22 protein-coding genes and 1 tRNA gene are annotated in these 22461 nt (G+C 70.5%); 10 read left to right on the plus strand and 13 right to left on the minus strand.

The genetic code is table 11. The annotated features are described in order from the left end of the window. The first annotated feature begins 28 nt into the window (after window positions 1-28). Both IQ251_RS13980 and IQ251_RS13985 read left to right on the plus strand, forming a co-directional pair. A complete protein-coding gene (locus IQ251_RS13980) occupies window positions 29-625 on the plus strand; it encodes a ribonuclease FAU-1 family protein (protein WP_370591395.1) in 597 nt (198 codons plus the stop codon). A gap of 106 nt (window positions 626-731) precedes the next feature. After that, window positions 732-1238 carry a hypothetical protein gene (locus IQ251_RS13985; RefSeq protein ID WP_370591396.1) on the plus strand — a complete coding sequence of 169 codons (507 nt, stop codon included), beginning with the start codon at window positions 732-734 and terminating at the stop codon, window positions 1236-1238. 12 nt (window positions 1239-1250) lie between these two features. Here the strand turns inward: IQ251_RS13985 and IQ251_RS13990 are convergent, their stop codons facing one another. After that, window positions 1251-1832 carry a helix-turn-helix domain-containing protein gene (locus tag IQ251_RS13990; RefSeq protein WP_193928996.1) on the minus strand — a complete coding sequence of 194 codons (582 nt, stop codon included), beginning with the start codon at window positions 1830-1832 and terminating at the stop codon, window positions 1251-1253. 84 nt (window positions 1833-1916) lie between these two features. Here IQ251_RS13990 and IQ251_RS13995 point away from each other — a divergent pair, with 84 nt between their 5' ends. After that, window positions 1917-2858 (plus strand): FAD-dependent oxidoreductase, encoded by a 942-nt coding sequence (locus IQ251_RS13995; RefSeq protein ID WP_193928997.1) that lies wholly within the window; start codon window positions 1917-1919, stop codon window positions 2856-2858. 69 nt (window positions 2859-2927) lie between these two features. Here IQ251_RS13995 and coaE read toward each other — a convergent pair whose 3' ends face one another. Beyond that, window positions 2928-4106 carry a dephospho-CoA kinase gene (gene coaE / locus IQ251_RS14000; RefSeq protein ID WP_193928998.1) on the minus strand — a complete coding sequence of 393 codons (1179 nt, stop codon included), beginning with the start codon at window positions 4104-4106 and terminating at the stop codon, window positions 2928-2930. A 126-nt stretch (window positions 4107-4232) separates the two neighbouring features. Then, window positions 4233-5777: a 30S ribosomal protein S1 gene (rpsA, locus tag IQ251_RS14005; protein WP_193928999.1), complete on the minus strand. Its 1545-nt coding sequence runs from the start codon at window positions 5775-5777 to the stop codon at window positions 4233-4235. Between the two features lie 337 nt (window positions 5778-6114). Here rpsA and IQ251_RS14010 point away from each other — a divergent pair, with 337 nt between their 5' ends. From IQ251_RS14010 to IQ251_RS14025, 4 genes are read left to right on the plus strand one after another with little or no spacing between them, the layout of a single operon-like run. Continuing rightward, window positions 6115-6966 (plus strand): class I SAM-dependent methyltransferase, encoded by an 852-nt coding sequence (locus IQ251_RS14010; RefSeq protein WP_228046808.1) that lies wholly within the window; start codon window positions 6115-6117, stop codon window positions 6964-6966. Window positions 6967-6991: 25 nt separating this feature from the next. Then, window positions 6992-7924: a GNAT family N-acetyltransferase gene (locus IQ251_RS14015; RefSeq protein WP_228046810.1), complete on the plus strand. Its 933-nt coding sequence runs from the start codon at window positions 6992-6994 to the stop codon at window positions 7922-7924. Between the two features lie 45 nt (window positions 7925-7969). Continuing rightward, on the plus strand, window positions 7970-8626 hold the full coding sequence (locus IQ251_RS14020; RefSeq protein ID WP_193929001.1) for a hypothetical protein: 657 nt from the start codon (window positions 7970-7972) through the stop codon (window positions 8624-8626). Next, window positions 8623-10689: a YhgE/Pip domain-containing protein gene (locus IQ251_RS14025; protein WP_193929002.1), complete on the plus strand. Its 2067-nt coding sequence runs from the start codon at window positions 8623-8625 to the stop codon at window positions 10687-10689. Before IQ251_RS14020 ends, IQ251_RS14025 begins: the two co-directional genes overlap by 4 nt. A gap of 81 nt (window positions 10690-10770) precedes the next feature. On the opposite strand, the gene IQ251_RS14030 is transcribed toward IQ251_RS14025, so the two are convergent. Both IQ251_RS14030 and polA read right to left on the minus strand, forming a co-directional pair. After that, window positions 10771-11184: a VOC family protein gene (locus IQ251_RS14030; protein ID WP_193929003.1), complete on the minus strand. Its 414-nt coding sequence runs from the start codon at window positions 11182-11184 to the stop codon at window positions 10771-10773. Between the two features lie 187 nt (window positions 11185-11371). After that, the gene (polA, locus tag IQ251_RS14035) at window positions 11372-14062 is read right to left on the minus strand and encodes a DNA polymerase I (RefSeq protein ID WP_193929030.1); all 2691 of its coding nucleotides are present in this window, start codon (window positions 14060-14062) and stop codon (window positions 11372-11374) included. Window positions 14063-14153: 91 nt separating this feature from the next. Here polA and IQ251_RS14040 point away from each other — a divergent pair, with 91 nt between their 5' ends. Further along, window positions 14154-14576: a PaaI family thioesterase gene (locus IQ251_RS14040; RefSeq protein WP_370591400.1), complete on the plus strand. Its 423-nt coding sequence runs from the start codon at window positions 14154-14156 to the stop codon at window positions 14574-14576. Window positions 14577-14595: 19 nt separating this feature from the next. Here IQ251_RS14040 and IQ251_RS14045 read toward each other — a convergent pair whose 3' ends face one another. Continuing rightward, entirely contained in the window at window positions 14596-15207 is a 612-nt protein-coding gene (locus tag IQ251_RS14045; protein ID WP_193929004.1) for an ANTAR domain-containing response regulator, read from the minus strand. Between the two features lie 183 nt (window positions 15208-15390). Here IQ251_RS14045 and IQ251_RS14050 point away from each other — a divergent pair. Continuing rightward, window positions 15391-15464, plus strand: a tRNA-Leu gene (locus IQ251_RS14050). A 135-nt stretch (window positions 15465-15599) separates the two neighbouring features. Here IQ251_RS14050 and IQ251_RS14055 read toward each other — a convergent pair. The 4 genes from IQ251_RS14055 to IQ251_RS14070 all read right to left on the minus strand — a co-directional run bounded on the left by IQ251_RS14055 (window position 15600) and on the right by IQ251_RS14070 (window position 19812). Further along, window positions 15600-17006: a tyrosine-type recombinase/integrase gene (locus tag IQ251_RS14055; RefSeq protein ID WP_193929005.1), complete on the minus strand. Its 1407-nt coding sequence runs from the start codon at window positions 17004-17006 to the stop codon at window positions 15600-15602. After that, on the minus strand, window positions 17003-17200 hold the full coding sequence (locus IQ251_RS14060) for a helix-turn-helix transcriptional regulator (RefSeq protein ID WP_193929006.1): 198 nt from the start codon (window positions 17198-17200) through the stop codon (window positions 17003-17005). The genes IQ251_RS14055 and IQ251_RS14060 overlap by 4 nt, the downstream gene beginning before the upstream one ends. Window positions 17201-17533: 333 nt before the next feature. Next, on the minus strand, window positions 17534-19060 hold the full coding sequence (locus IQ251_RS14065; protein ID WP_193929007.1) for a YfjI family protein: 1527 nt from the start codon (window positions 19058-19060) through the stop codon (window positions 17534-17536). Between the two features lie 62 nt (window positions 19061-19122). Further along, entirely contained in the window at window positions 19123-19812 is a 690-nt protein-coding gene (locus IQ251_RS14070; protein WP_193929008.1) for a bifunctional DNA primase/polymerase, read from the minus strand. A 30-nt stretch (window positions 19813-19842) separates the two neighbouring features. Between IQ251_RS14070 and IQ251_RS14075 the strand changes: the two genes are divergently transcribed. Further along, window positions 19843-20367, plus strand: a complete 525-nt coding sequence (locus tag IQ251_RS14075; RefSeq protein WP_193929009.1) for a putative glycolipid-binding domain-containing protein — start codon at window positions 19843-19845, stop codon at window positions 20365-20367. Between the two features lie 10 nt (window positions 20368-20377). Here the strand turns inward: IQ251_RS14075 and IQ251_RS14080 are convergent. From IQ251_RS14080 to IQ251_RS14090, 3 genes are all read right to left on the minus strand, one after another. After that, a protein-coding gene (locus IQ251_RS14080) for an IS5 family transposase (RefSeq protein WP_228046812.1) occupies window positions 20378-21299 on the minus strand; the annotation gives its coding sequence in 2 pieces (ribosomal slippage) (window positions 20378-20924 and window positions 20923-21299; 924 coding nt in all). A 26-nt stretch (window positions 21300-21325) separates the two neighbouring features. Further along, a complete protein-coding gene (locus tag IQ251_RS14085; RefSeq protein ID WP_193929011.1) occupies window positions 21326-21694 on the minus strand; it encodes a bifunctional DNA primase/polymerase in 369 nt (122 codons plus the stop codon). Further along, the gene (locus IQ251_RS14090; protein WP_193929012.1) at window positions 21691-22302 is read right to left on the minus strand and encodes a GGDEF domain-containing protein; all 612 of its coding nucleotides are present in this window, start codon (window positions 22300-22302) and stop codon (window positions 21691-21693) included. Before IQ251_RS14090 ends, IQ251_RS14085 begins: the two co-directional genes overlap by 4 nt. Window positions 22303-22461 lie beyond the last annotated feature (159 nt).

Consider the following 22461-nt stretch of genomic DNA (forward strand, 5'->3'; position numbering starts at 1 on the left):
ATCCCGTCGGCGCCGCTAGAGTGCGGATGTGACCTCCCAGCACGAGATCGCGCGGCGGATGGGCCTTCCGGTGCACCCGCCGAAGGTGGAAGTGTTCGACCTGCGCGCCGGGACCAACACCGACCCCAAGGGCCATGAACGCACCGTGGACGAGTTCCGGCTGACGTCGGCCGGTTTGTACGTGGCGCGCGAGGTGGTCGACCACCACCGGTTCGCTGCGCTGGAAACCTGGCTGCTGCCCGCGGTCGGCCTGCGCCTCACGCGCTGGCGGCTGCACCCGGGCCTGCGACCCAACCAGGACGAATACCTCGATGTGGCCGATATCGAGCAGGACGGCGATGTCTGGCGCACTCGGGACCTGTACTTGGACATCGAACTGCACCGCGGGCGTGCGGCGGAGTTGGTGGACGTCGACGAGTACACCGCGGCGGTGGCGGCCGGGCTGCTGGACGGACCGGCCGCGCAGCGGGCGCTGCGCACCGCACACGTCGCCGCCGACGGCTTGGCGCGCAACGGTTATGACTCCGCGGCATGGCTGCGGGAGCACGGCATCGAGGTGTCGTGGCGCGACCAACCGACCGAGCATCGTCTGCCGGAGCAGCGGAACCCACCGCCATCCCGGTGATGTCGGCGGCGGCTGCCGGATCGATACCGGGAGTGGCCGGAAAAGTTACCGGGAAATCCCGCCGTGGTGATCACATCGCCTCCGCTGGCGACTACTGTCTGAAGCTGTGATTGCTGCCACGTCAACTCGATCGATCGAAATCGTCGACATCATCGGTTCGCAGTGCAGGCAGCCCTCCGGTGCCGTATCGCGCCTGGACCTGTGCCGGGTGCAGAGCTGGGGCCTGGCGATGGAACGCCCGTCCCCCGAGGCGCCGGAGCAGGAAACCGAGGTCATCTGGCTGCTGCCGGACCTCGGACTGCGCCTGCTGCGCCACCGACCCCGGCGCAGGCATTCCCGGCCGGGGCCCACCGTGTTCACCGCCGCGCGCATCGAATCCGACGCCCATTCGTGGACGGCCACGGATCTGCTGCTGGGCCTGGAGATCGGTGACGACGGCCCGGCGCGCATCGCCCGCGCCGAGCAGTTCGCCGCCGCCGTGGAGTCCGGGGCGCTGCTGCAGCGCGAGGCGGACTTCGCGCTGCAGACGATCCACCGCACGCTCGGCGAGATCACCGCGCACCGCGACGTCCGGCAATGGCTCGCGCACCGCGGGATCTTCGACCCCTGGTGACGCGCCCGCGGCTCAACGGTCCGGACCGCGCAGGTGCGCCCGCTCGCCGTCCTGGTCGAAGATCGTGAGCACCTCGGCGGCCGCGGTGCCGTCGGCGGCCAGGACGTGCGGGGTCATGGTGGAGAACTCGGCCGCCTCGCCCGGGTGCACCAGCACGGTCCGCTCCCCCAGCTGCAGCCGTACCGTCCCGGACAGCACGGTGAACCACTCGCGCCCCGGGTGCACCCGCGCCTGATCAGGCCCCGGCGCCGCGCCCGGCTCGATGCGCATCTTGGCCACGGTCACCCCGTGCAAGGAGCGCTCGCGGGACAGCAGCCACGTGGTCACGCCCGGCCGGTGCTCGGGCTCGGGCCGGATCACCACGTCGTCGTCCTCGGTGGGCTCGACGAGCTGGTCGAGCGCAGTGCCCAGCGCACGGCCGATCCGCACGAGCTGGTCGAGCGCGATCCGGCGCCGCCCCGTCTCGATGCGGCTGAGCGTCGAGGGGCTGAGGTGGCAGCGGGCGGCCAGCGCGTCCAGCGACCACCCGCGAGCCAAGCGCAGGCCGCGGATGCGCCGGCCGATCACGTCATCATGCGCGGATTCTTGCGTCATCGGCAAGACAGTATGCCCGATGCGCAGAGCCTGCGTAGCGTGGAGGCAGGACACGACGAGCCCGCTTTCCGGAGGGATACCCGCATGACGAACCCGATCACCTGCGACGTCGCCGTGGTCGGCGGTGGTGCGGCCGGACTGGCCGCCGCGGTCACCCTGGGCCGCTCGCTGCGTTCCGTCGTGGTCGTCGACTCCGGCGAGCCGCGCAACGCCCCCGCCGCCGGTGTGCACAACCTGCTGGCCCGGGAGGGCATCGCACCGCAGGACCTGCTCACCGCGGGTCGTCGCGAAGCCGAGCAGGTCGGCGCCGAGCTCCGCCGCGATCGCGCGGTGGCCGCACGACGCGCCGGCGATCGCATCGAGGTGGACCTGGCGGGCGGCGGCACCCTGCTCGCCCGCCGGCTGCTGCTGGCCACCGGGCTGGCCGACGAGCTGCCGGACATCCCCGGTGTGCGCGAGCACTGGGGATCCGATGTGCTGCACTGCCCCTACTGCCACGGCTGGGAAGTGCGCGGCCGGCGCATCGGGGTGCTGGGCACCGGCCCGATGAGCGCGCACCAGGCGCTGCTGTTCCGGCAGCTCAGCGAACACGTGGTGCTCTTCGCGCACCGGATGCCCGATCCCGGCGAGGAGGTGCGCGAGCAGCTCGACGCGCTGGACGTGCCGATCATCGACGGCACCGTCCGGCGACTGCGCGCGGCGGACGGCGCGCTGCGCGCGGTCGTGCTCGACGAGCAGGAGGTCGCGGTGGACGCGGTCGCGGTCGCGCCGCGGTTCGTCGGCCGCACCGACCTGTACGAGCAGCTCGGCGGGAGCCGGGTGGAGCACCCCACCGGGGAGTTCGTCGAAACCGGTGCCCTGGGGCGCACCGAGATCGCCGGTGTGTCGGTCGCGGGCAACGCCGCGGACCTGTCCGCGATGGTCGGTGCTGCGGCCGCGTCCGGGAATACCGCCGCCGCGGGGATCAACGCCGATCTCGTCGCCGAGGACGCTCGCGCCGCAGTGCACGCGAGGCGCAACCGCTGACGACCACGTTCGGCGGGGACGTGCGGGAAGTGGCCACCGAAGCGGCTACCGCCACCGCAGCGCGCACGCCTACGGCTGGAAGTTCGTCTCGGCGGCCCAGCGCTCGGCCGCGGGCACGGCCTCGGCGAACCACGGTTCCTTGGCCGCCGCGTAGTCCTCGACGTCGGTGTGTTGCTCGGCCACGTCCTGCTTGAGCTGGGCGTACTGCGCGCGGGCCGCCTCGTCGGCGCGCAACCAGGCGGGGAACAGCAGCGCGATCCGCTGCGCGGCGGTGCCTTGCACCCGCACGTGCAGGTTGGCCGGCCGTCCGGGGTCGGCGGACTGGTGCAGCCGCTTGATCCACTCGGCCGCGTCCGGCGCGGAGCCGTGCGGGGTGTCGCTGCGCGCAGCCGCGTACTCCGGGAAACCCGCCGCCGCCAGCGCCGGACCGAGATCGTCGGCATCGGCGATGGAGCGGACGGTCAGCTGCAGGTCGATGACGTCCTTGGCCGGGAGTCCGGGCACCGCGGTGGATCCGATGTGGTCGACGCGCACCGCCGCGGCCCCCGCCGCACGTTCGACCCGGCCGATGAGCCGGCGCGCCTGGGCGGGCCAGTCCGGATCGGACGGCACGATCCGCGGTCGCGCCGACCGGGCGCGGCGGCCGAGCCGGAGGTTCTCCTCGAACGGCACCAGCCGCTCGTGCCAGAGCTCGTCGACGGTGGCGCGCACCTCCTCGACGGACCCGGAGTTGTCGATCCACACGTCGGCGGCCTCGCGTCGCTGCTCGGGCGTGGCCTGAGCCCGGATGCGCGCCCGGGCGTCGGATTCGGTGAGCCCGCGTTCGATCAGCCGCTGCACGCGCAGCTCCTCGGGGGCGTCGACGATGACGACCAGGTCGTAGTCGGCGCCGTACCCGGCTTCCACGAGCAGCGGGATGTCGTGCACCACGACCGCGTCGCCGGGCGCGTCGGCCATCCGCTGCTCGGTGAGCTCCCGGATCCGCGGGTGGGTGATCGCGTTGAGGTCGGCGCGTGCCTGCTCATCGCCGAACACGAGCTCGGCGAGCGCAGCGCGGTCCAGCGCGCCGCCGTCCAGGATCCGCTCGCCGAACCGATCGACGAGCTCGGCGAGGCCGGACGTGCCCGGCTCGACGATCTCGCGCGCCAACCTGTCCGCGTCCACCAGGACCGCTCCGCCGGCGACGAGCCGTTCGGCGACCGTCGACTTGCCGGAGCCGATTCCTCCGCTGAGTCCCACCCGCAACACGACGAACATCCTGCCACCCGGCACCCGCGCCCCGAAACGGCCCGGGAGCGGCATCCGGGTGCACACGCACGACGGCCCCGCACCACGATCGGTGCGGGGGCCGTCGACAGGGTCAGCCCTGCGGGGTCACGCCCCGCCGGAGAGCTTCTCCCGCAGCGCGGCCAGCTGCGCGTCGCTGGCCAGCGAGCCGGAGTCCTCCTCCTCGCTGCCACTGCTGCTGCTGCTCGACGAGCCCGACGAGTAGTTCCCGCCGCCGGTCTCCTGCTCCTCGGAGCTGGTGGAGGCGGTGGATCCGCCTCCGGTGGCGGCCTGAGCAGCGGCCTCCGCGTCGGCCTGGCGGGCCTTGGCGATCTGGGCCATGTGCTTCTCGTAGCGGGTGTGGGCCTCGGAGTACTGCCGCTCCCACTCCTCGCGCTGGGTCTCGTAGCCTTCCTGCCACTCCGCGGTCTCCGGGTCGAAGCCCTCGGGGTAGATGTAGTTGCCCTCGTTGTCGTACTCGGCCGCCATGCCGTACTGGGTCGGGTCGAACTCGGACTCCGGCGTGAAGCCCTCGTTGGCCTGCTTCAGCGACAGCGAGATGCGGCGGCGCTCCAGGTCGATGTCGATGACCTTGATCATGACCTCGTCGCCGACCTGCACGACCTGCTCCGGGATCTCCACGTGGCGCTCGGCCAGCTCGGAGATGTGCACCAGGCCCTCGATGCCCTCGTCGACGCGGACGAACGCACCGAACGGAACCAGCTTGGTGACCTTGCCCGGCACGATCTGGCCGATCGCGTGGGTGCGGGCGAACTGACGCCACGGGTCTTCCTGGGTGGCCTTCAGCGACAGCGAGACGCGCTCGCGGTCCATGTCCACGTCGAGCACCTCGACGGTGACTTCCTGGCCGACCTCGACGACCTCGCTCGGGTGGTCGATGTGCTTCCAGGACAGCTCCGAGACGTGCACCAGACCGTCGACTCCACCGAGGTCCACGAACGCACCGAAGTTGACGATGGAGGACACGACGCCCTTGCGGACCTGGCCCTTCTGCAGCTGGTTGAGGAACTCGCTGCGGACCTCGGACTGGGTCTGCTCCAGCCAGGCGCGGCGGGACAGGACCACGTTGTTGCGGTTCTTGTCCAGCTCGATGATCTTGGCTTCGAGCTCGCGCCCGACGTAGGGCTGCAGGTCGCGGACCCGCCGCATCTCGACGAGCGAGGCGGGCAGGAAGCCGCGCAGGCCGATGTCGAGGATGAGACCGCCCTTGACGACCTCGATGACGGTGCCGCGGACCGGCTCGTCCTTCTCCTTGAGGTCCTCGATGGTGCCCCAGGCGCGCTCGTACTGGGCGCGCTTCTTGGACAGGATCAGGCGGCCTTCCTTGTCCTCCTTCTGGAGAACGAGGGCCTCGACGAAGTCGCCGACCTCGACGACCTCGGCCGGGTCGACGTCGTGCTTGATCGACAGCTCGCGGGACGGGATGACGCCCTCGGTCTTGTAGCCGATGTCAAGCAGCACCTCGTCGCGATCGACCTTGACGATGGTGCCCTCAACGATGTCCCCATCGTTGAAGTACTTGATGGTCTGGTCGACGGCGGCGAGGAAGTCCTCCTCCGTCCCGACGTCGTTCACTGCGACCTGCGGCTTGGTGGCGGCTGCAGTCGGGACGGTGGTGGTGTCGGTGGACATCAGGTGGGTTGCTCCGGTACGGATAGTTTGGTCGCTGGATGTGCATTGTCGCGCCCCGGGCATCCGCACTTTCCACCGGCCCGCGGCCGGCTCGGCGGAGATTCCCCTGTCCGATGCGGAGCCGGTCCGGAAGACCCGGACGACCTTCTCGCGGAGATCCGTTCCGAGGTTTCCCCAGGGCGGATGCGCGGACGACGAAAGACCCACGGCGCGGCCGGTATAGTACGCGCTTTCTCGATCGCCGGGCAAACCCGGGTCCCCGCCGGACCCGGACCCGCTCCGGACCGCGACGATGCTGCACGTTCCAGTGTTACCCACCATCCGCGGAGGAAACCCCTTGACCGCCTCCGGCGACGACGCCCGACCCGGATCCGGGTCCGAGGCCCTCGGCCCCGGCCGCGTGACCAAGCGCACGGCGGGCGCCGCCGAATCCCGCTCGGCGAGCAGGCTCTGGTGGGACGCCGACGCCGACGACTACCAGGCCGAGCACGGCGGGTTCCTCGGGCTCGACGAGTTCGTGTGGTGCCCGGAAGGCCTGCACGAGCGCGACGCCCGGCTGCTCGGCGACGTGCGGGGCGCGCGGGTGCTGGAGGTGGGCTGCGGTGCGGCCGCCTGCTCGCGCTGGCTGGCCGACCAGGGCGCGCACCCGGTGGCCCTGGACATCTCCGCCGGGATGCTGCGGCACGCCGCGGACGGGGCGCGGCGCAGCGGGACGCCGGTGCCGCTGGTGCAGGCCAGCGCCGACTGCCTGCCGTTCGCCGCCGACTCCTTCGACCTGGCGTGCTCGGCCTTCGGCGGGATCCCGTTCGTGGCCGATGCCGGTGCGGCGCTGCGCGAGACCGCCCGGGTGCTGCGTCCGGGCGGGCGCTGGGTGTTCGCGGTGACGCACCCGATGCGCTGGATCTTCCCGGACGATCCCGGACCTGCCGGGCTCACCGCGACGCAGTCCTACTTCGACCGCACGCCCTACGTGGAGACCGACGGGACCGGCCGGGCCACCTACGTCGAGCACCACCGCACGCTGGGCGACTTCGTGCGGCAGATCGACGCGGCGGGCATGCGCCTGGTCGATCTGATCGAGCCGGAGTGGCCGCCGGGGCACACCCAGGTGTGGGGCCAGTGGAGCCCGCTGCGCGGGCGGCTGTTCCCCGGCACGGCGATCTTCGTCTGCACGCTGCCGGAGGGGTGAGGCGGCGCGAGCGCACCGGGAGGCGATGGTGACCACCGCGCAGGACCTGCTCGCCGCGCAGAGCGCGCGGCTGGCGGCACTGGATCCCGAGCTGCCGCCCGAGTTCCCGCTGCCCACCGGGGAACCGCTGATGGCCCGGCTGGACACCGGTGAGCCGGTGGCCGGGCTCGTGCTGTGCTCGGACAACCCGCCGGGTTCGGTGCGGCGGTTGTGGCAGGCCGCCACCGCGGTGGAGCTGTTCCCGCTGGTGGGCGAGCAACCGCGGCGCGGCATGGACGCGGTGCTGGCGGCGTGCCGGCAATGGATCAGCGCCCGCGGCATCCCGGAGGCGGATTCCTCCTGCGCGGTCGTGTGGCCCAGCCGGGACGTGCAGGCCACCCGGGCGCTGCTGGAGCACGGTTTCGTCCCGCTGTCCTGCCTGGCGGTGCGCGCGCCCAGCCCACCCGAAGATACGGAACTGTCTGGTACCGTAAACGTGCGTCGCGCCGGACCGGCCGACGTGGACGCCGTCGTCGACCTCGGCCTCGTCGAGCTCGACTACGCCGCCCTCGTCGGCGGATCGACGAACCGACCCGACGCTGCCCGGCTCAAACGGGCCGCCGCGACCGTGCGCCTGCACGCCGGCGACCCCGTCTGGCTGGCGGAGCGGGGCGGCGAGGCGATCGGGGTCGCCGAATGCGGCTGGGTGGACGGCCCGCTGTCCACCGGCGGCAACCGGCTGCGCCCCGGCACGTGGGGGTACGTCAACTGCGTGTCGGTGCGCGAGAACGCCCGCGGGGCCGGGGTGGGGCAACGGCTGATGGCCGAGGCGCACGCGGAGTTCGCGCGCGCCGGGGTCACCGGCTGCTTCCTGTACTACAACCCGCCCAACCCGCTGTCCTCCGTGTTCTGGCCCCGGCAGGGATACCGTCCACTGTGGACCACATGGGAGGTGCGCCCGGCCACGGCGCTGCGCTGACCCCGGCCGGCCCCGCACCCGCAGGGCCAGAGCAGAGGAGTCGGCGTGCACATCGTCGCTTCGAACGTCGCCGTCACCAGGGCCGCCGGCCGCATGCTCGCCCCCACCTCGCTGGAGGTGCGCAGCGGCGAACTCCTGGTGGTGGCCGGAGATCCGCACGACGGGCACACCGCGCTGGCCCTCGTGCTGTCCGGACGGATGCGACCCGGCGAAGGCACCGTCCACCTCGACGACGACCGGTCCCCCGCGGCGCTGCGCCGCGCGGTGTCCGTCGTCGACGCCCCCGGGGTCACCGAACCCGACGGCGCCGTACCGCTGCACGACGTCATCGCCGAAGGACTCAGCCTGGCCGGCCGCCGATCCGGACGCCGATCCGTGCGGACCTGGCTGCACGAGCGGGGAATCGCCGACCGGGCCAAAGACCGCTTCGAGCACCTGCCGCACCCCGAACGCACCCGGGTGCTCGTGGACCTCGCGCGCCTGCCCCGCACCACCGGCGCGCTCGTGCTGGACAGCCCCGACCGGCACGGCACCGACCCCACCGCCTGGCACCCCGCCGCGGCCGAACAGGCCCAGCGCGGACTGGCCGTCATCGTGCTGTGCGCCCCGCACTCCGCCGAGCGGCTGGACATCCCCGTCGCGCGCATCGGCGCCGACAACATCCCGCGATCCACACCGGATTCCCCGGAAGGTGCTGCATGACCAGCTTCCGATTAGCCGCCACCGAACTGCGCAGGCTCACCTCGGGCAAGCTGCCCAAACTGGCGCTGCTGGCGATCACCCTCGTGCCGCTGCTCTACGGCGCGCTCTACATCTACGCCAACTGGGACCCCTACGAACGGCTGGACGCCGTGCCCGCCGCGGTCGTCGTCGACGACACCGGAGCCCCGCGCGACGACGGCAGCAGGCTGCAGGCCGGCGCCGACGTCGAGCAGGAACTCGTCGACTCCGGCAGCTTCGACTGGAACCGCACCGACGAGCAGCAGGCGCGGCAGGGCGTGGCCTCCGGCGAATACAACTTCGCCCTCGTGGTACCGGAGGACTTCTCCGCAGCGCTGCTCTCCCCCGGCGAGTTCGACCCGCGGCAAGCTCAGCTGCAGCTGATCACCAACGACGCCAACAACTACCTGACCGGCACCATCGCCGACCAGGTCGCCGCCGAAGTCCGCGACGGCGTGGCCGCGAACTCCGGCAGCGAAGCCGCAGGCGAATTCCTGCTCGGCTTCAGCACCGTGCACGACAAGACCGTCGAAGCCGCCCGCGGCGCAGGCGAACTCGCCGACGGGGCCGGGCAGCTCGACGACGGCATCGGCCAGGCCCGCGACGGCACCGAACAGCTCTCCGCCGGTTCGCACGAACTGCTCGACGGCCAGCACCGGCTCGCCGACGGCGCGTCCCAGCTCGCCGACGGCACCGGCGAACTCACCGGCGGCGCCGACCAGCTGCACGGCGGACTCCGGCAACTGCAGGACTCCACGGCGCAACTGCCCGAGCAGACCGAGCAACTCGCCGACGGCGCCGAACAGGTCGCCGCGGGCAACGAGGAACTCGCCACCCGCGCGGAAAACCTCGGCGGCGTCTCGCAGGACATCGCCGACAACCTGGACAGCACCAAGCAGGACATCATCGGCCAGCTGCGCGCCGCCGGCACCGACGAGGAAACCGTGCAGCGCATCGCGAACGGTCTCGACGAGCTCAACTCGCCGCTCACCGACGCCAACGACACGGTCCAGGGCCAAGTGGGCCAGCTGCGCACCCTCGCCGACGGCGCGCAGCAGGTCGCCGACGGCAACCGCACGCTCGCCGACGCCACCCCGGCCATGACCACCGCCATCGGTCGGCTCACCGACGGCGCAGGCGCGCTGTCCGGGGGTGCGCAGCAGCTCGACGACGGGGCGCAGCAGCTGCGGTCCGGCACCGGCGAAGCCGTCGACGGGACCCAGCAGCTCACCGACGGCGCCGACGAACTGGCCGGCGGGACGCGCCAACTCGCCGACGGATCCGGGCAGCTCGCCGACGGCTCGACCACGCTGGCAACCGAGCTCGGCGACGGTGCCGGCGACATCCCCAACCCCGACGAGCAGACCCGGGAGGCGACCGCCGAAGCCATCGGCGATCCGGTCGCCGTGGACACCCAAGCCCAGGTCGAGGCCGACTCGTACGGCGCGGGACTCGCCCCGTTCTTCATGGGGCTGGCGCTGTGGATTGGCGGATTCGTGCTGTTCCTGCTGATGCGCCCGCTGTCCACCCGCGCGTTGGCCGCCGGCGTGGCGCCGTGGCGGGTCGCGCTGGGCGGCTGGCTGCCCGCCGCGGTCGTGGGGCTCGCGCAGGCGGTGCTGCTGCACCTCGTCGTCGCCTACGGCATCGGCCTGAACCCCGCGCACCCGTGGGGCACGCTCGGATTCTTGGCGCTGACCTCGTTCGCGTTCACGGCCGTGGTGCACGCGCTCAACGCGGCGTTCGGCCCGCGCGGCAAGTTCATCGCGCTGATCGTGCTGGTGCTGCAGCTGGTCACCGCCGGCGGAACGTTCCCGTGGCAGACGATCCCCGAGCCGCTGCATCCCCTGCACCAGGTGCTGCCGCTGACCTACGTGGTCGACGGATTGCGCTACCTGCTCTACGGCGGCGTGGACTCCAGCGCGCTGACCAGCGCTATCGCCGTACTGCTGTGCTACCTGGCCGCAGGGTTGCTGCTGAGCACCGTCGCGGCCTGGCGCCAGCGGGTGTGGACCCCGGGCAAGCTCAAGCCCGAGCTGTCGCTGTAGGCGGCGCCGGGTGCGGACCGCACCGCACCCGGCCCGCGCGCCCCGCCGGGCCAGATCCGTCCCGGCGGGGCCGCACCTGCGTCAGTCCGCGGGCGCGGGCTCCTGCTCGGGCTCGTCGTAGCGGCCGATCTCGATCAGGTTGCCGTCCGGATCCCGCACGTACAGCGAGGTGATCGGGCCCTCGGCCCCGGTCCTGCTGACCGGGCCCTCCTCGATCCGCACATCGCTGGCGCGCAGGTGCTCCTGCACCTCGCTGATCGGATTGGGCGTGATGAAGCACAGGTTCGCCGAACCGGGCACCGGATGCGTCGCGGTGGGCTCCACGAGTTCGCTGGCCGCGTGCAGCTTGATGGTCTGCGCACCGAAGCTCACCGCCCGCCGGTCCCCGGGGAAGGACACCTGCGACATACCGAGGACGTTCTCGTAGAAATCCGCTGCCCGATCGACATCGGCGACTGTGAGCACCAAGTGGTCCACCCTGTCGATGTTGATCATGCTCCTCCTCCGCGGCCGGTAGCGCGTACGGCAGGTTATCCGCACCGGGCCGCGGTCCGGTCGGTGGGCCCGCCGACGTACGGCACCATCCAAACCGGCCACCCGCAGCACCGGCGGCGAACGCACACATCGTGACCGAGCCGAAACACTCCGCCACACCGGTGAAACGTCCCGCCCCGGACCGGCCTCAGTGCGCGGCCGCGTCCCAGGACCGGCCGAAGCCGACCGACACCTCCAGCGGAACGTCCAATTCGTACGCCGACGCCATCTGCGCGCGCACCAGTTCCTCCACCGCGTCCCGCTCGCCGTCGGCGACCTCGACGATCAACTCGTCGTGCACCTGCAGCAGCATCCGCGACCGCAACCCGCTGGAGGCCAGCGCCCGGTGCACGCCCAGCATCGCCACCTTGATGATGTCGGCCGCGCTGCCCTGGATCGGCGCGTTGAGCGCCATCCGCTCGGCCATCTCCCGGCGCTGCCGGTTGTCGCTGGCCAGGTCCGGCAGGTAGCGCCGCCGCCCCAGGATCGTCGAGGTGTAGCCGTCCTTGCGCGCCCGGTCGACGATCTCGCGCAGGTAGTCGCGCACCCCGCCGAACCGGGAGAAATACGCGTCCATCTGCTCCTTGGCCTCCTCGGCCGAGATCCGCAGCTGCTGCGCCAGCCCGTAGGCCGACAGCCCGTAGGCCAGCCCGTAGGACATCGCCTTGACCCGGCGGCGCAGCTCCGGATCCACCTCGTCCAGCGGCACCGAGAACGCCCGCGAAGCGACGTAGTTGTGCAAGTCCTCACCTGTGCGGAACGCCTCGATGAGACCCTCGTCGCCGGAGAGGTGCGCCATGATCCGCATCTCGATCTGGCTGTAGTCGGCCGTCATCAGCTCCGAATAGCCGTCGCCCACGACGAACACCTCGCGGATCCGACGCCCCTCGTCGGTGCGGATCGGGATGTTCTGCAGGTTCGGCTCCGTCGAGGACAACCGACCGGTGGCCGCGATCGTCTGGTTGAACGTGGTGCGGATCCGGCCGTCGTCCGAAATGGACTTCTCCAGTCCCTCCACAGTGGTCTTCAATCGCGTCGCGTCCCGGTGCTCCAGCACGTGCTGCAGGAACGGGTGCTCGGTCTTCTCCCACAGCGTCTGCAGCGCCTCGGCATCGGTGGTGTAGCCGGTCTTGGTGCGCTTGGTCTTCGGCATGCCCAGCTCCTCGAACAGCACCGCCTGCAGCTGCTTGGGCGAACCGAGGTTGATCTCCTTGTCGATGACCGCGTGCGCGGCGCGCTCGGCGTCCACGACCCGCTCACCGAAGCGTTTGCGCAGGTCGGCCAGCTGCTCGGCGTCGACAGCGATCCCCGCCGACTCCAGCTCGGCCAGCACCAGCAGCAGCGGCAGCTCCAGCTCGGTGAGCAGCGACCGGCTGTCGATCCCATCCAACTCGGCGTCCAACGCATCGGCCAGCTCGGCCACCGCGCGCGCCCGCACCAGCTCAGTGGCCGCCGCCTTCTCCCGCGCCTGCGACTCGTCCTCCAGCAGCGACAGCTGGCCGTCGCCGGCGTCGTCCTCGGCGCGCAGCTCCCGCTGCAGGTAGCGCACCACCAGGTCGGGCAGGTCGAACGAACGCTGCCCCGGCCGCACCAAGTACGCGGCCAGCGCGGTGTCGCTCGTCAGCCCGGCCAGCACCCACCCCCTCCCGCGCACCGCGTGCAACGGGCCCTTCACGTCGTGCGCGGCCTTGGGCCGCTGCGGATCGGCCAGCCACTCGGCCAGCGCCTGCTCGTCATCGGCGGCCAGCTCGGCGGTCTCCAGGTACAGGCCCGCGCCCTCCGCGGTCGCCAGCGCCAGCGCCTGCAGATCACCGCTGCCCCGAGCCCACTGCCCGGTGAACGCCATGCCCAACCGCCGGCCGCCGGACGCGTGCTGCGCCAGCCAGGCGCGCAACCCGCCCGGTTCGAGCACGCCGCCGGAGATGTCGAAACCCTCGTCGACCTCCGGTTCCGCGGTACCCAACGTGCTGAACAACCGATCGCGCAGCACCCGGAACTCCAACTCGTCGAACACCCGGTGCACCGCATCGCGGTCCCAGGAACCGACTTCGAGCTGATCCGGCTCGGTCTCCAGCGGAACGTCGCGCACCAGCTCGGTGAGCTGCCGGTTCAGCAGCACCGAGGACAGGTGCTCGCGCAGGTTGTCTCCCGCCTTGCCCTTCACCTCGTCCACCCGGTCCACCAGCTCGGCCAGCGAACCGAACTGCTGGATCCACTTGGTGACCGTCTTCTCGCCCACCCCGGGGATCTTGGGCAAGTTGTCCGACGGGTCACCGCGCAGCGCGGCGAAATCCGGGTACTGCTCCGGGCCGAGGCCGTACTTGTCCTCCACCGCCTGCGGGGTGAACCTGGTGAGCTCGGACACCCCCTTCGTCGGATACAGCACGGTGACCGCGTCGGTGACCAGCTGCAGCGCATCCCGGTCGCCGGTGCAGATCGAGACCCGGTACCCCTCACCGGTGGCCGAGGTGGTCAGCGTCGCGATGATGTCGTCGGCCTCGTAGTTGTCCTTGCTCAGCACCGGGATGTTCAACGCGGCCAGCACCTCCTGGATGAGGCTGACCTGGCCGCGGAACTCGTCCGGAGTGCTGCCGCGATTGGCCTTGTAGTCGCTGAACGCCTCGCTGCGGAACGTCTTGCGCGAGACGTCGAACGCCACCGCCAGATGCGTGGGCTGCTCGTCGCGGAGCAGGTTGATCAGCATCGAGATGAAGCCGTAGACCGCGTTGGTGTGTTGCCCGGTGCCGGTCTGGAAGTTCTCCTTCGGCAGGGCGTAAAACGCGCGATAGGCCATCGAGTGGCCGTCGATCAACAGCAGGCGTCGGTCCGCGGAATCCATCACGGCGGCGAGTCTAGGCTGCGGGGCGGACAGAGCGTGACCGGAGGCGAAGGAGACCGAGCAGGTGGCTACCACAACCGGCGACGAGACCGTGCCCAGCGAGGACGAGCAGACCAACCCGGTGCTGCGCGCTGCCGGGGAGCAGCTCGCCGACCGGATGGGCATCGAGATCACCGAATGGGACCCCGATCGTGTGGTCGGCACGATGCCCGTGGCCGGCAACCGCCAGCCCTACGGGCTGCTGCACGGCGGCGCGAACGCGGTGCTGGCCGAGACCGTCGGCTCGGTGGCCGCCGCGCTGCACGCGGGCGACGGGCGGGTCGCGGTGGGCGTGGACCTGTCCTGCACGCACCACCGGGCGGCGACCTCGGGCTCGGTGACCGGTGTCGCGGTCCCGCTGCACCGCGGGCGGCGGACCGCCACCTACGACATCACCATCACCGACGAGCACGGCGAGCGGACCTGCTCGGCGCGGCTGTCCTGCGCCCTGCGCGACCAGCCGCCGGCGAGCTGACGGCGGGCGCGGCCCGTGCTCAGGACAGGTTGTCCAGCACGGCCTGCGCGACGGCCTTCATGGTCGTGCGCCGGTCCATCGCGGTGCGCTGCAACCAGCGGAACGACTCCGGCTCGGAGAGGTTGTGGTTGTTCATCAGCAGGCCCTTGGCCCGCTCGATGGTCTTGCGCGCTTCCAGCCGCTCGTTCAGGTCGGCGACCTCGGCCTCCAGCGCCTGCACCTCGGTGAACCGGGACACCGCCAGCTCGATCGCCGGCACCAGGTCGCGCTTGGCGAACGGCTTGACCAGGTAGGCCATCGCCCCGGCGTCCCGGGCCCGCTCGACGAGGTCGCGCTGGCTGAACGCGGTGAGGATGACGACCGGCGCGATCCGCTCACCGGCGATGTTCGAGGCGGCCTCGATACCGTCCATCTTCGGCATCTTGACGTCCAGGATCACCAGGTCCGGGCGCAGCTCGTCGGCCAATCGGACGGCTTCCTGCCCGTCACCGACCTCCCCAACGACCTCGTAGCCCTCCTCGCGGAGCATCTCCACCAGGTCGAGCCTGATCAACGCCTCGTCCTCGGCCACGAGTACGCGCCGTTCGACGGGCTTGGGCTCCTGCGGGTCCTCGGCAGCCGGCGTGGTCACCGGATCCTCCTGGGAACTATCGGGTCCGCCGATGCGGTGTTGCACCGGAAAGTGCAGCTTACCGGTCACACCAGCCACCCGAGACGCACTCCGGACGTGACCATGACGACACCCACAGCACACCCGCCGCGGCGGGCCCGCGCGCACCGGGTGATCACGGATCCAGTATGCTCACCGCCGCCAGCCCCCGTAGCCCAACCGGCAGAGGCAGCGGACTCAAAATCCGTCCAGTGTGCGTTCGAATCGCACCGGGGGCACCCTCTTCGACCAGGTCAGCGCGACCGCTCACCAGGTGTTTCGCGTGAACGGCCGCGCCGGACCGGTCCGCGGTTGTTCCCGATTCCTACGAATGACTACGGCTGTCTACGTACGATGCGCGTACGAGATCCGACCTAACCTTCATGGCCTGCCTTGAGTGCTTCCTCGATTCGTCGGCGTGCGCTGTCCTCCTGACCGGCGAGCACCTTGGCGTAGACCTGGTGCAGCACCGCGACCGAGTGCCCTGCCCACTCGGCCACCTGGGTGGAGGGCACCCCGCTACCGAGCCAGGTCGACACGCACGCGTGCCGCAGGTCGTAGGGCCGCCGAGCCAACGGCGAGGCGTACTCGTCAGCCGTGAACACCGCGTACCGGGCCCGGTCCCACACCCGCGCCACCGTCGACTCAGCCACGTCCCCGCCCATCAGGCTGCGAAACAACCGCCCATCCCCGGCAGCCCCGAACCGGGACAGGTGGTCGTGCAGCAACTCGGTCAGCTCCGGCGGGCACGGCACCGGCCGTACCTCTCCCCTCCCCCGCTGCTTGAGATGACGACGATCACGGCGCTGACCGGAGTCCGTCCACGCCGCCCCGGCAACCGGAGCCGTCTCGGACACCAGCAACTCACCCCAGCCCCGCTCGGGCAGGTTCAGGTCCTGCTTGCGCAGCATCGCCGCCTCTTCCGGCCGCAGCGCGGAGTAGTACATGACCCCGAAGAACGCCACCAGCCCCGGACCGGCGGAACGCCGCGGCTGGCCCTCCACCCACTGCTGACCGACGGCCCGCAGGAGCCGCCGCGCCTGGTTCGGGTTGACCGCCACCCGCTTGTCGATCCCCTTGGCCTCTCTTGGCGGCGTCCACCTGATGCGCGGCAGCACGTTGCTCTCCAGCTCGCCGAGCTCGACTGCGTACTCCAGCGCGTTGTGCAGCACCGCGCGTTTTCGGGTGAACGTTTTCGCTCCCGCAGGTGCGCCGTCCATCCGAGAAGCGAGCTGCTCCAGCACCTGCCGCATGAGCCCCGGCTCGGCGAGCCGAGAGACCGGCACCGTGTTGGATTCCAGCCACCGCAGCGCCCGCACGATCTCAGGCGGCTTGTCCTCCTGACGCTGCTTGGTGTTGAACAACCAGCGGGTCAGCGCCCGACGCAGCACCTTCCCGTCCGGCTTACCGCGCTCGGTCGCCAGCAACTCGGGTGTGACCGTGGCCAGGGTGTCGGCAATCCCCGCGCGTGACTTCGCCGCCGCCCGTGGCCATTTGAGATCGACGTAGCGCTGCGAAAACTCGAACCAGGTCAGCTGGTTGATCGCTCGGCGAGCCGCGGACACCGGCAGGCCCGGCGGGGCGATATAGAACGCCTCACCCCGCCGGGCTGCGGAAACCAAGTCCGCCCGGAAGCTTTCGGCGAGGGCCCTTGTCTTGAAGGTGCGGTAATGCGACCGATCACCGACCCTCCAGCGGACCGGGTAGCTGGTGACCCCTCCCTGCGCGTTCTTCCGCGGCTTGCTCGTCCAGATCCGGACCTCGTAACTGGTTTCGGTCATGCTGCGTCGGCCTCCAGGGTGTCGAGCCAGTTTTCGAAGTCGGTGCGCTTGATGCGCAGCGAACCGTTCGGCAGCCGGACCGCTTTCGGCGCGCGACCCTTGGCTCGCCAGTCGTCGAACGTCGAGCGGGAGATCACCATCTCGGCGCAGAACTCGGTAACGGTCATCCAGGTGCCGCTGCGTCGTGTCGCCATGCGTTCCTCCTGGTCAGGCATGTGTCTCCCCCGGTGAGTGAGGGCGACAGGGGCCGTACGCAGAATCCGCAGAATCCGCAGAATTCAGCGTGCGGCGGTATTTGCGCTGGTCAAAGCGTCACAGCGTGATCATGGTGGGCGTACGCAGAATGTACGCAGAATGTCGGCAAAAATCTGTGCAGGTCAGCGGGCTGCGGCCGTGCCGAGGGGCGTCCAGGCGAGCGCGCCGGGCAATTCTGCGTACATTCTGCGTACGTTGTGCGTACGTCCCGGACGGCGTTGTGACCTGCGGTGATGGGATTGTGCGGATTCTGCGGATTCTGCGGACGCCGGTCATGCCCGGTCCTGGGGTGCGCGGTAGCAGGGGTGGGGCCAGTACGTCGCGCTGGGCTTGCGGCCGGGCCCGCTGCGGGCGGGTGGGTCGACCCGGATGAGGTGCCCACGGTCTTCGAGGACCGACAGGGCCGGATCGATCGCGGCGGCGGTGCCGAAGCGGCGGCGGTGGGCGTTGAGGACGTCGCGGCGGGTGAAACAGGTGGGCCGGGTGCGTTCGATCCAGTCGAGGAGCGTGCGGGCGTCGTCGAGGGTGGCATCGGTGCCCATGTGGTCGTAGGTGGCCAGGGCGTGGGCGAGGAAGTACTCCCCGATCCGTCGGGCGGCGGCGAAGGTCTCGCCGGTGATGGCGTGTTCGGCGGCATGGTCGAGGTGCTGGGCGGTGTGCAGGTTCGCGGCGATGCGGGCGGTGGCGCCGGGGTACTTCCCGGCCCAGTCGGTCATGTGCCCGTAGGCCGCGCCGGGCCGCAGGTGCGGCTCGATGTCGGCTTGCAGCGCATGCATCGCGTCGTTGGCCTCGGTGGTGAAGGTCAGCGCGGCGGGCTTGGACAGCCCCGCGTAGTGGTGCACGAGGGTGCGCATCCGGGTGTCGTAGTCGGTGGCGGTCTCGGGTGGGATCGGGTCGGCGTGGGTGTTGCGGAACCCGAGCGTGGAGGTGGGCAGGGCGTACAGGAATCGGCCCAACAGCCCCTTGTCCCGGGCGTCGGTGATGGCGGCGAGGTTTTTCAGCACGACCGGCTGCACCACCAGTCCCAGCGTGAGGTGAGCGGCGTCGACGCGGAGTTCCTCGCGGCCTTGCCGCTCGCTGTCCAGGGGTTCACCGGCGTGTCCGGACAGGAACACGTCGTAGTTCGGAACACCCGAGTAGCGTCCGGCGATGATGGACACGATGCCGCCTTCCGGGGCGAGCACCGCCAGCCTGCCGCCCTGCTCGATGAGTCGGGCCGTGGCCTTCTCCGGGGTGATGTTGTTGACGACCAGCTTGGGTTTCGCGGGCACCTCGGCGCGTTGCGCGCGCAGCGCGGCTTCGGTGGCGTCGTCGACCGAGCTCGGGTCATCGGTCGTGGCCTTCTCCTCCGCTTCCCGGGCCTCGCGTTCGGCGATGCGCTTGGCGAGTTGTGCGGCTTCGATCTTCGGCTCGGCGGCCTCGGTCAGGGCCTTCTCGACGGCCAGGACTGGGGAGGTCATGACGCGGAAGACCTCGGACTTGCGGGTTCCGGGCGGGAGTGCGGCGATGACGAACAGGTTCGTGGGCTCGGTGTAGCCGGGCCGGATCTGTACCGAGGTGCGCCCGCTGATCGCGGTCGACGTGGCCGCCAGGGCGACGCATCCGGCCAGGTCGGCCGGGGTTTGGGTCGCCTCGGCGACGGCATCGACCATCTCGCCCAGCCATGTCGGCAGCGCGTCGGTCGGGAAGGTGGGCAGGCCGCGGACGCTGTCCAGCGGGATCGGCTCGTCGTCCCAGCGGGGTGCGCCCGGTGAGCCGGTGGTGGCGGTGTCGGGGACGGCGTGCAGGTGCGTGGTCACGGAATCCTCCTTTCCACGGGTGGTGGGGGCTGAATGGCTCGGCGTTCGTGACGTCGTGGATGTCATGCCGCCTGCGTGCCGCAGACGCTGCGCGGGCGGTGGGTGGCGGTGCGGAAGCCGGAGTTGATCGTGGCGTCGATCTGGTGGGGCGACCACGGTTCGTTCGGTCGGGTCAGGGGGAGCCGGGATACGGCGCGGTGCAGTGCGGTTCGGACGGTGGCGTCGTCGACTGCTCCGCCTGCCACGAACCGCCCCAGGGCCAGGGCTGCTTCGTACAGCGTGTGGTTCTGCCGCCCTGAGGGCGCCGCGGCGACGCGGTCGACCTCGGCTGCGAGTGCGGCGGCCACGTAGCTATCCGGGTGCACAGCGGCGATTTCACGTGGCCCTGAGTTGGCCACAGGCGGCTTGGGAGCCAGTGCCTGGGCCAACCACCCGGGCAGATCGGCCGGTGGTGTGTCGTCGATGAGTTCGTAACCGCCTTCCGGCAGGACCGATCCCGCAGCGACGACGTAGCCACCGACTCCCCGGGTATCGATCAGGGGCCCGAGCTGCCCGGAGGTGTTGCGCAGCGCCCCGGAGTTGCGGAAGTAGTAGTGCGTCCCTCCGGACGGGGTGGCCACGGTGTAGGTGGCCGGCAGCGGAGCCGCGGCCCGGCGGGCGAGAGCGGCTAGGGCGTGTCTCCTATACTTGTAGTTCGGCGATGACGGCGGCGACGATTGTTCTGCCTTGTAGGAGATGGCAGGCTCAAGCAAGTGGCCCACCCCAACGAGTCAAGGAGGACGATGACTGAGATCGTGTGGATCGGCTTGGATGAGCCCTCGCGCGAGTCGTGCCGGATCGAGAGCGGACCAGAAGGCGTGGCCGTCAACAGCGAGATCGAAGGCGCTGCTGGCGCTTGCTCGTACACGTTGAGAACTACGGAGGCCTGGGAGTTCACTGATCTCGTGGTTCGCGTGGGTGGACGCGAATTAAGGCTCCGCTTCACTGATCAGGGGTGGGAGGTTGACGGGGAATCACGCCCTGACCTCAATGCGGCGCGAGAGGTCGACATCTCTGTTTCCCCGCTGAGCAACACGTTGCCGATCCGACGACTCGGCCTTGCTGTTGGGGAGAGCGCTGATATCACCACTGCCTACATCCGGGTCCCGCAACTCGATGTCACGACTGACCCGCAGCGCTACACCCGCACCGGCGAGAACGAGTACCTCTACGAGTCCCGTGACTCCGATTTTCGCCGGTCAATCACGGTAGACGAGAGTGGTCTGGTGATCGAGTATCCCGGGTTATTCACCCGAGGAGATGATTAAGCCGTGTCGTCTATTTCCGGAGCCAGGTGATGACCGCGCCGAGCACAGCGGTGGCTCTGTAGGTGATAGCCAGTTTGTCGTAGCGGGTCGCGATCCCTCGCCATTGTTTGGCCAGACCGAAGGTGCGTTCCACAACGTTGCGGCCTCTGTAGGCCTGGGCATCGAAGGCTGGAGGCCGGCCACCGCGGGTGCCCTTGTGCTTGCGGGAGGCCTGTTCGTTGGACTTCTGCGGGATCACCGTTTTGATCCCACGAGAAGCCAACAGGCTACGGATGACCCCATTGGAGTAGGCCTTATCAGCGATCACCACATCCGGTCTTGTCCGAGGTCTTCCCGGGCCGATGCGCGGCACCCGGATCTCATCGATGACCTCAACCAGCACCGCCCCGTCGTTTCGCTGCCCACCGGTGAGCACCACCGCCAAAGGCATACCGTTGCCATCGACAGCTGCGTGCAGCTTCGAGGAGAGCCCGCCCCGGGAACGGCCCATCGCGTGACCTTCAGGCTCTTCAAGCCACCCGGTGCCGGGATTCTTGTGATTCGACCCAGCCCCCTGTGGGCTGATCAGGACGAGTGGTGTTGGACCCATGCTGATGGGCGCGGGTAATCGTGGAATCCACCGAGACCTGCCAGTCGATTTCTTCAGCAGCATCGGCCTCAGCCAAGATCTGGGCCAGGACCCTGTCCCAGGTGCCATCGGCAGCGTAGCGGCGGTGGCGCTTCCACACTGTCTGCCACGGGCCAAACGCCTCCCGAGGCAGATCCCGCCACGGGATCCCTGTCCTGGAGCGGTAGATGATGCCCTCAACGATCCTGCGGTTGTCTCTGAACGGGTGTCCCTTGCGGCCAGCATTCGATGGCAGCAACGGCGCAATCTGTGCCCACTGCTCATCGGTAAGGCACCGGAACCGAGAAGAGGAAGAAATGCTCATTCCTCCACCGTCTCGACAAAAACCCTTCACATATAGGAGACACGCCCTAGCACCTCGGTGCCGGTGCGGATGCCGAGAGTGGCCCAGCGGTCGGGCATGCGGTGCTCGTGGCCGGGCTGGTCGCAGTCCACCACCAGCAGTCCGGACGGGCCGGTGGCGATCGCGATGTTGTACCCCCCGCTGCTCCAACAGGTGCGGACCCGCGTGAGGTGGGTGGTGGCGCGCTGTTCCCATCCCTGGTGCTCGTCGGCGCAGATCCCCGTTCCGGGGCAGGTGCGGTGTCCGTGCAGGGCAGGGGTTTTCGTGCCGGGCCGCAGGGGGAAGACGTGCCAGCCGAGGTCGGCCAGGCACAGGGCCCAGTCGCGGGTCTGCGCGGTGGCACTGGTCGTGGTCATGCTGCCTCCCGTGGAAGGTCACGACGCCGGGCGACGGGTGCGGCGGTGGGCAGGGTGGTGACGGGGCGGGCGTTCTTGTCGCCGTACATCTGCTCGTCGGCGCGGGCGAGCAGGCTCGACGGGGTGGCGCCACGGGCAGGAGCGGCCGTGCCACCGAGCGAGACCGTCACCGCCAGCGGGAGGCCGTGGATCCGGTGGGTGGCGGCCAGCTGCGTGCGTAGCTCGCTGGCCCGTTGTTCGACCTCGGCCGGGCCGCGGACGGAGGTGAGCAGCACGGCGAATTCGTCGCCGTGCAGCCGGATCGGGATCTCTTCGTGGCGGCACTCGCTGGCCAGAACGGCGGCGATGCTGGTCAGGACGGCGTCGCCGGTGCGGTGCCCGTGGGTGTCGTTGATGAGCTTGAACCGGTCGACGTCGGCGAGCAGCAGGCCCACCTGCCGGGCCGGGCCGGGGCGGCGCTGGGCGCGGTGGAGGGCGCGGTACAGGGCGGTGCGGTTGGGCAGGCCGGTCAGCGGGTCGGTGTGTAGGCGGCGGTGCAGGTGGTGGGCGTAGAGGGTCGCGGCGGCGGTGCCGCAGCTGGTGACCGCTAGGGCGATGTCTGCGAACATGCTGGATACCTCCGTGCAGGGGGTGGGCGGCCCCGGCGAGGGTGAGAGCTGGCCGGGGCCGCACCGCGGCCGTGGCGTCGGGTCAGAACGGGCAGACCGGGGTGAACACGGCGATGCAGGTGGGGCACAGCCAGTGCTGGGCACTGAGGCGGCGCCACC

Origin of the sequence: Saccharopolyspora montiporae (genome assembly GCF_015209505.1) — a bacterium.
Lineage (GTDB): Bacteria > Actinomycetota > Actinomycetes > Mycobacteriales > Pseudonocardiaceae > Saccharopolyspora > Saccharopolyspora montiporae.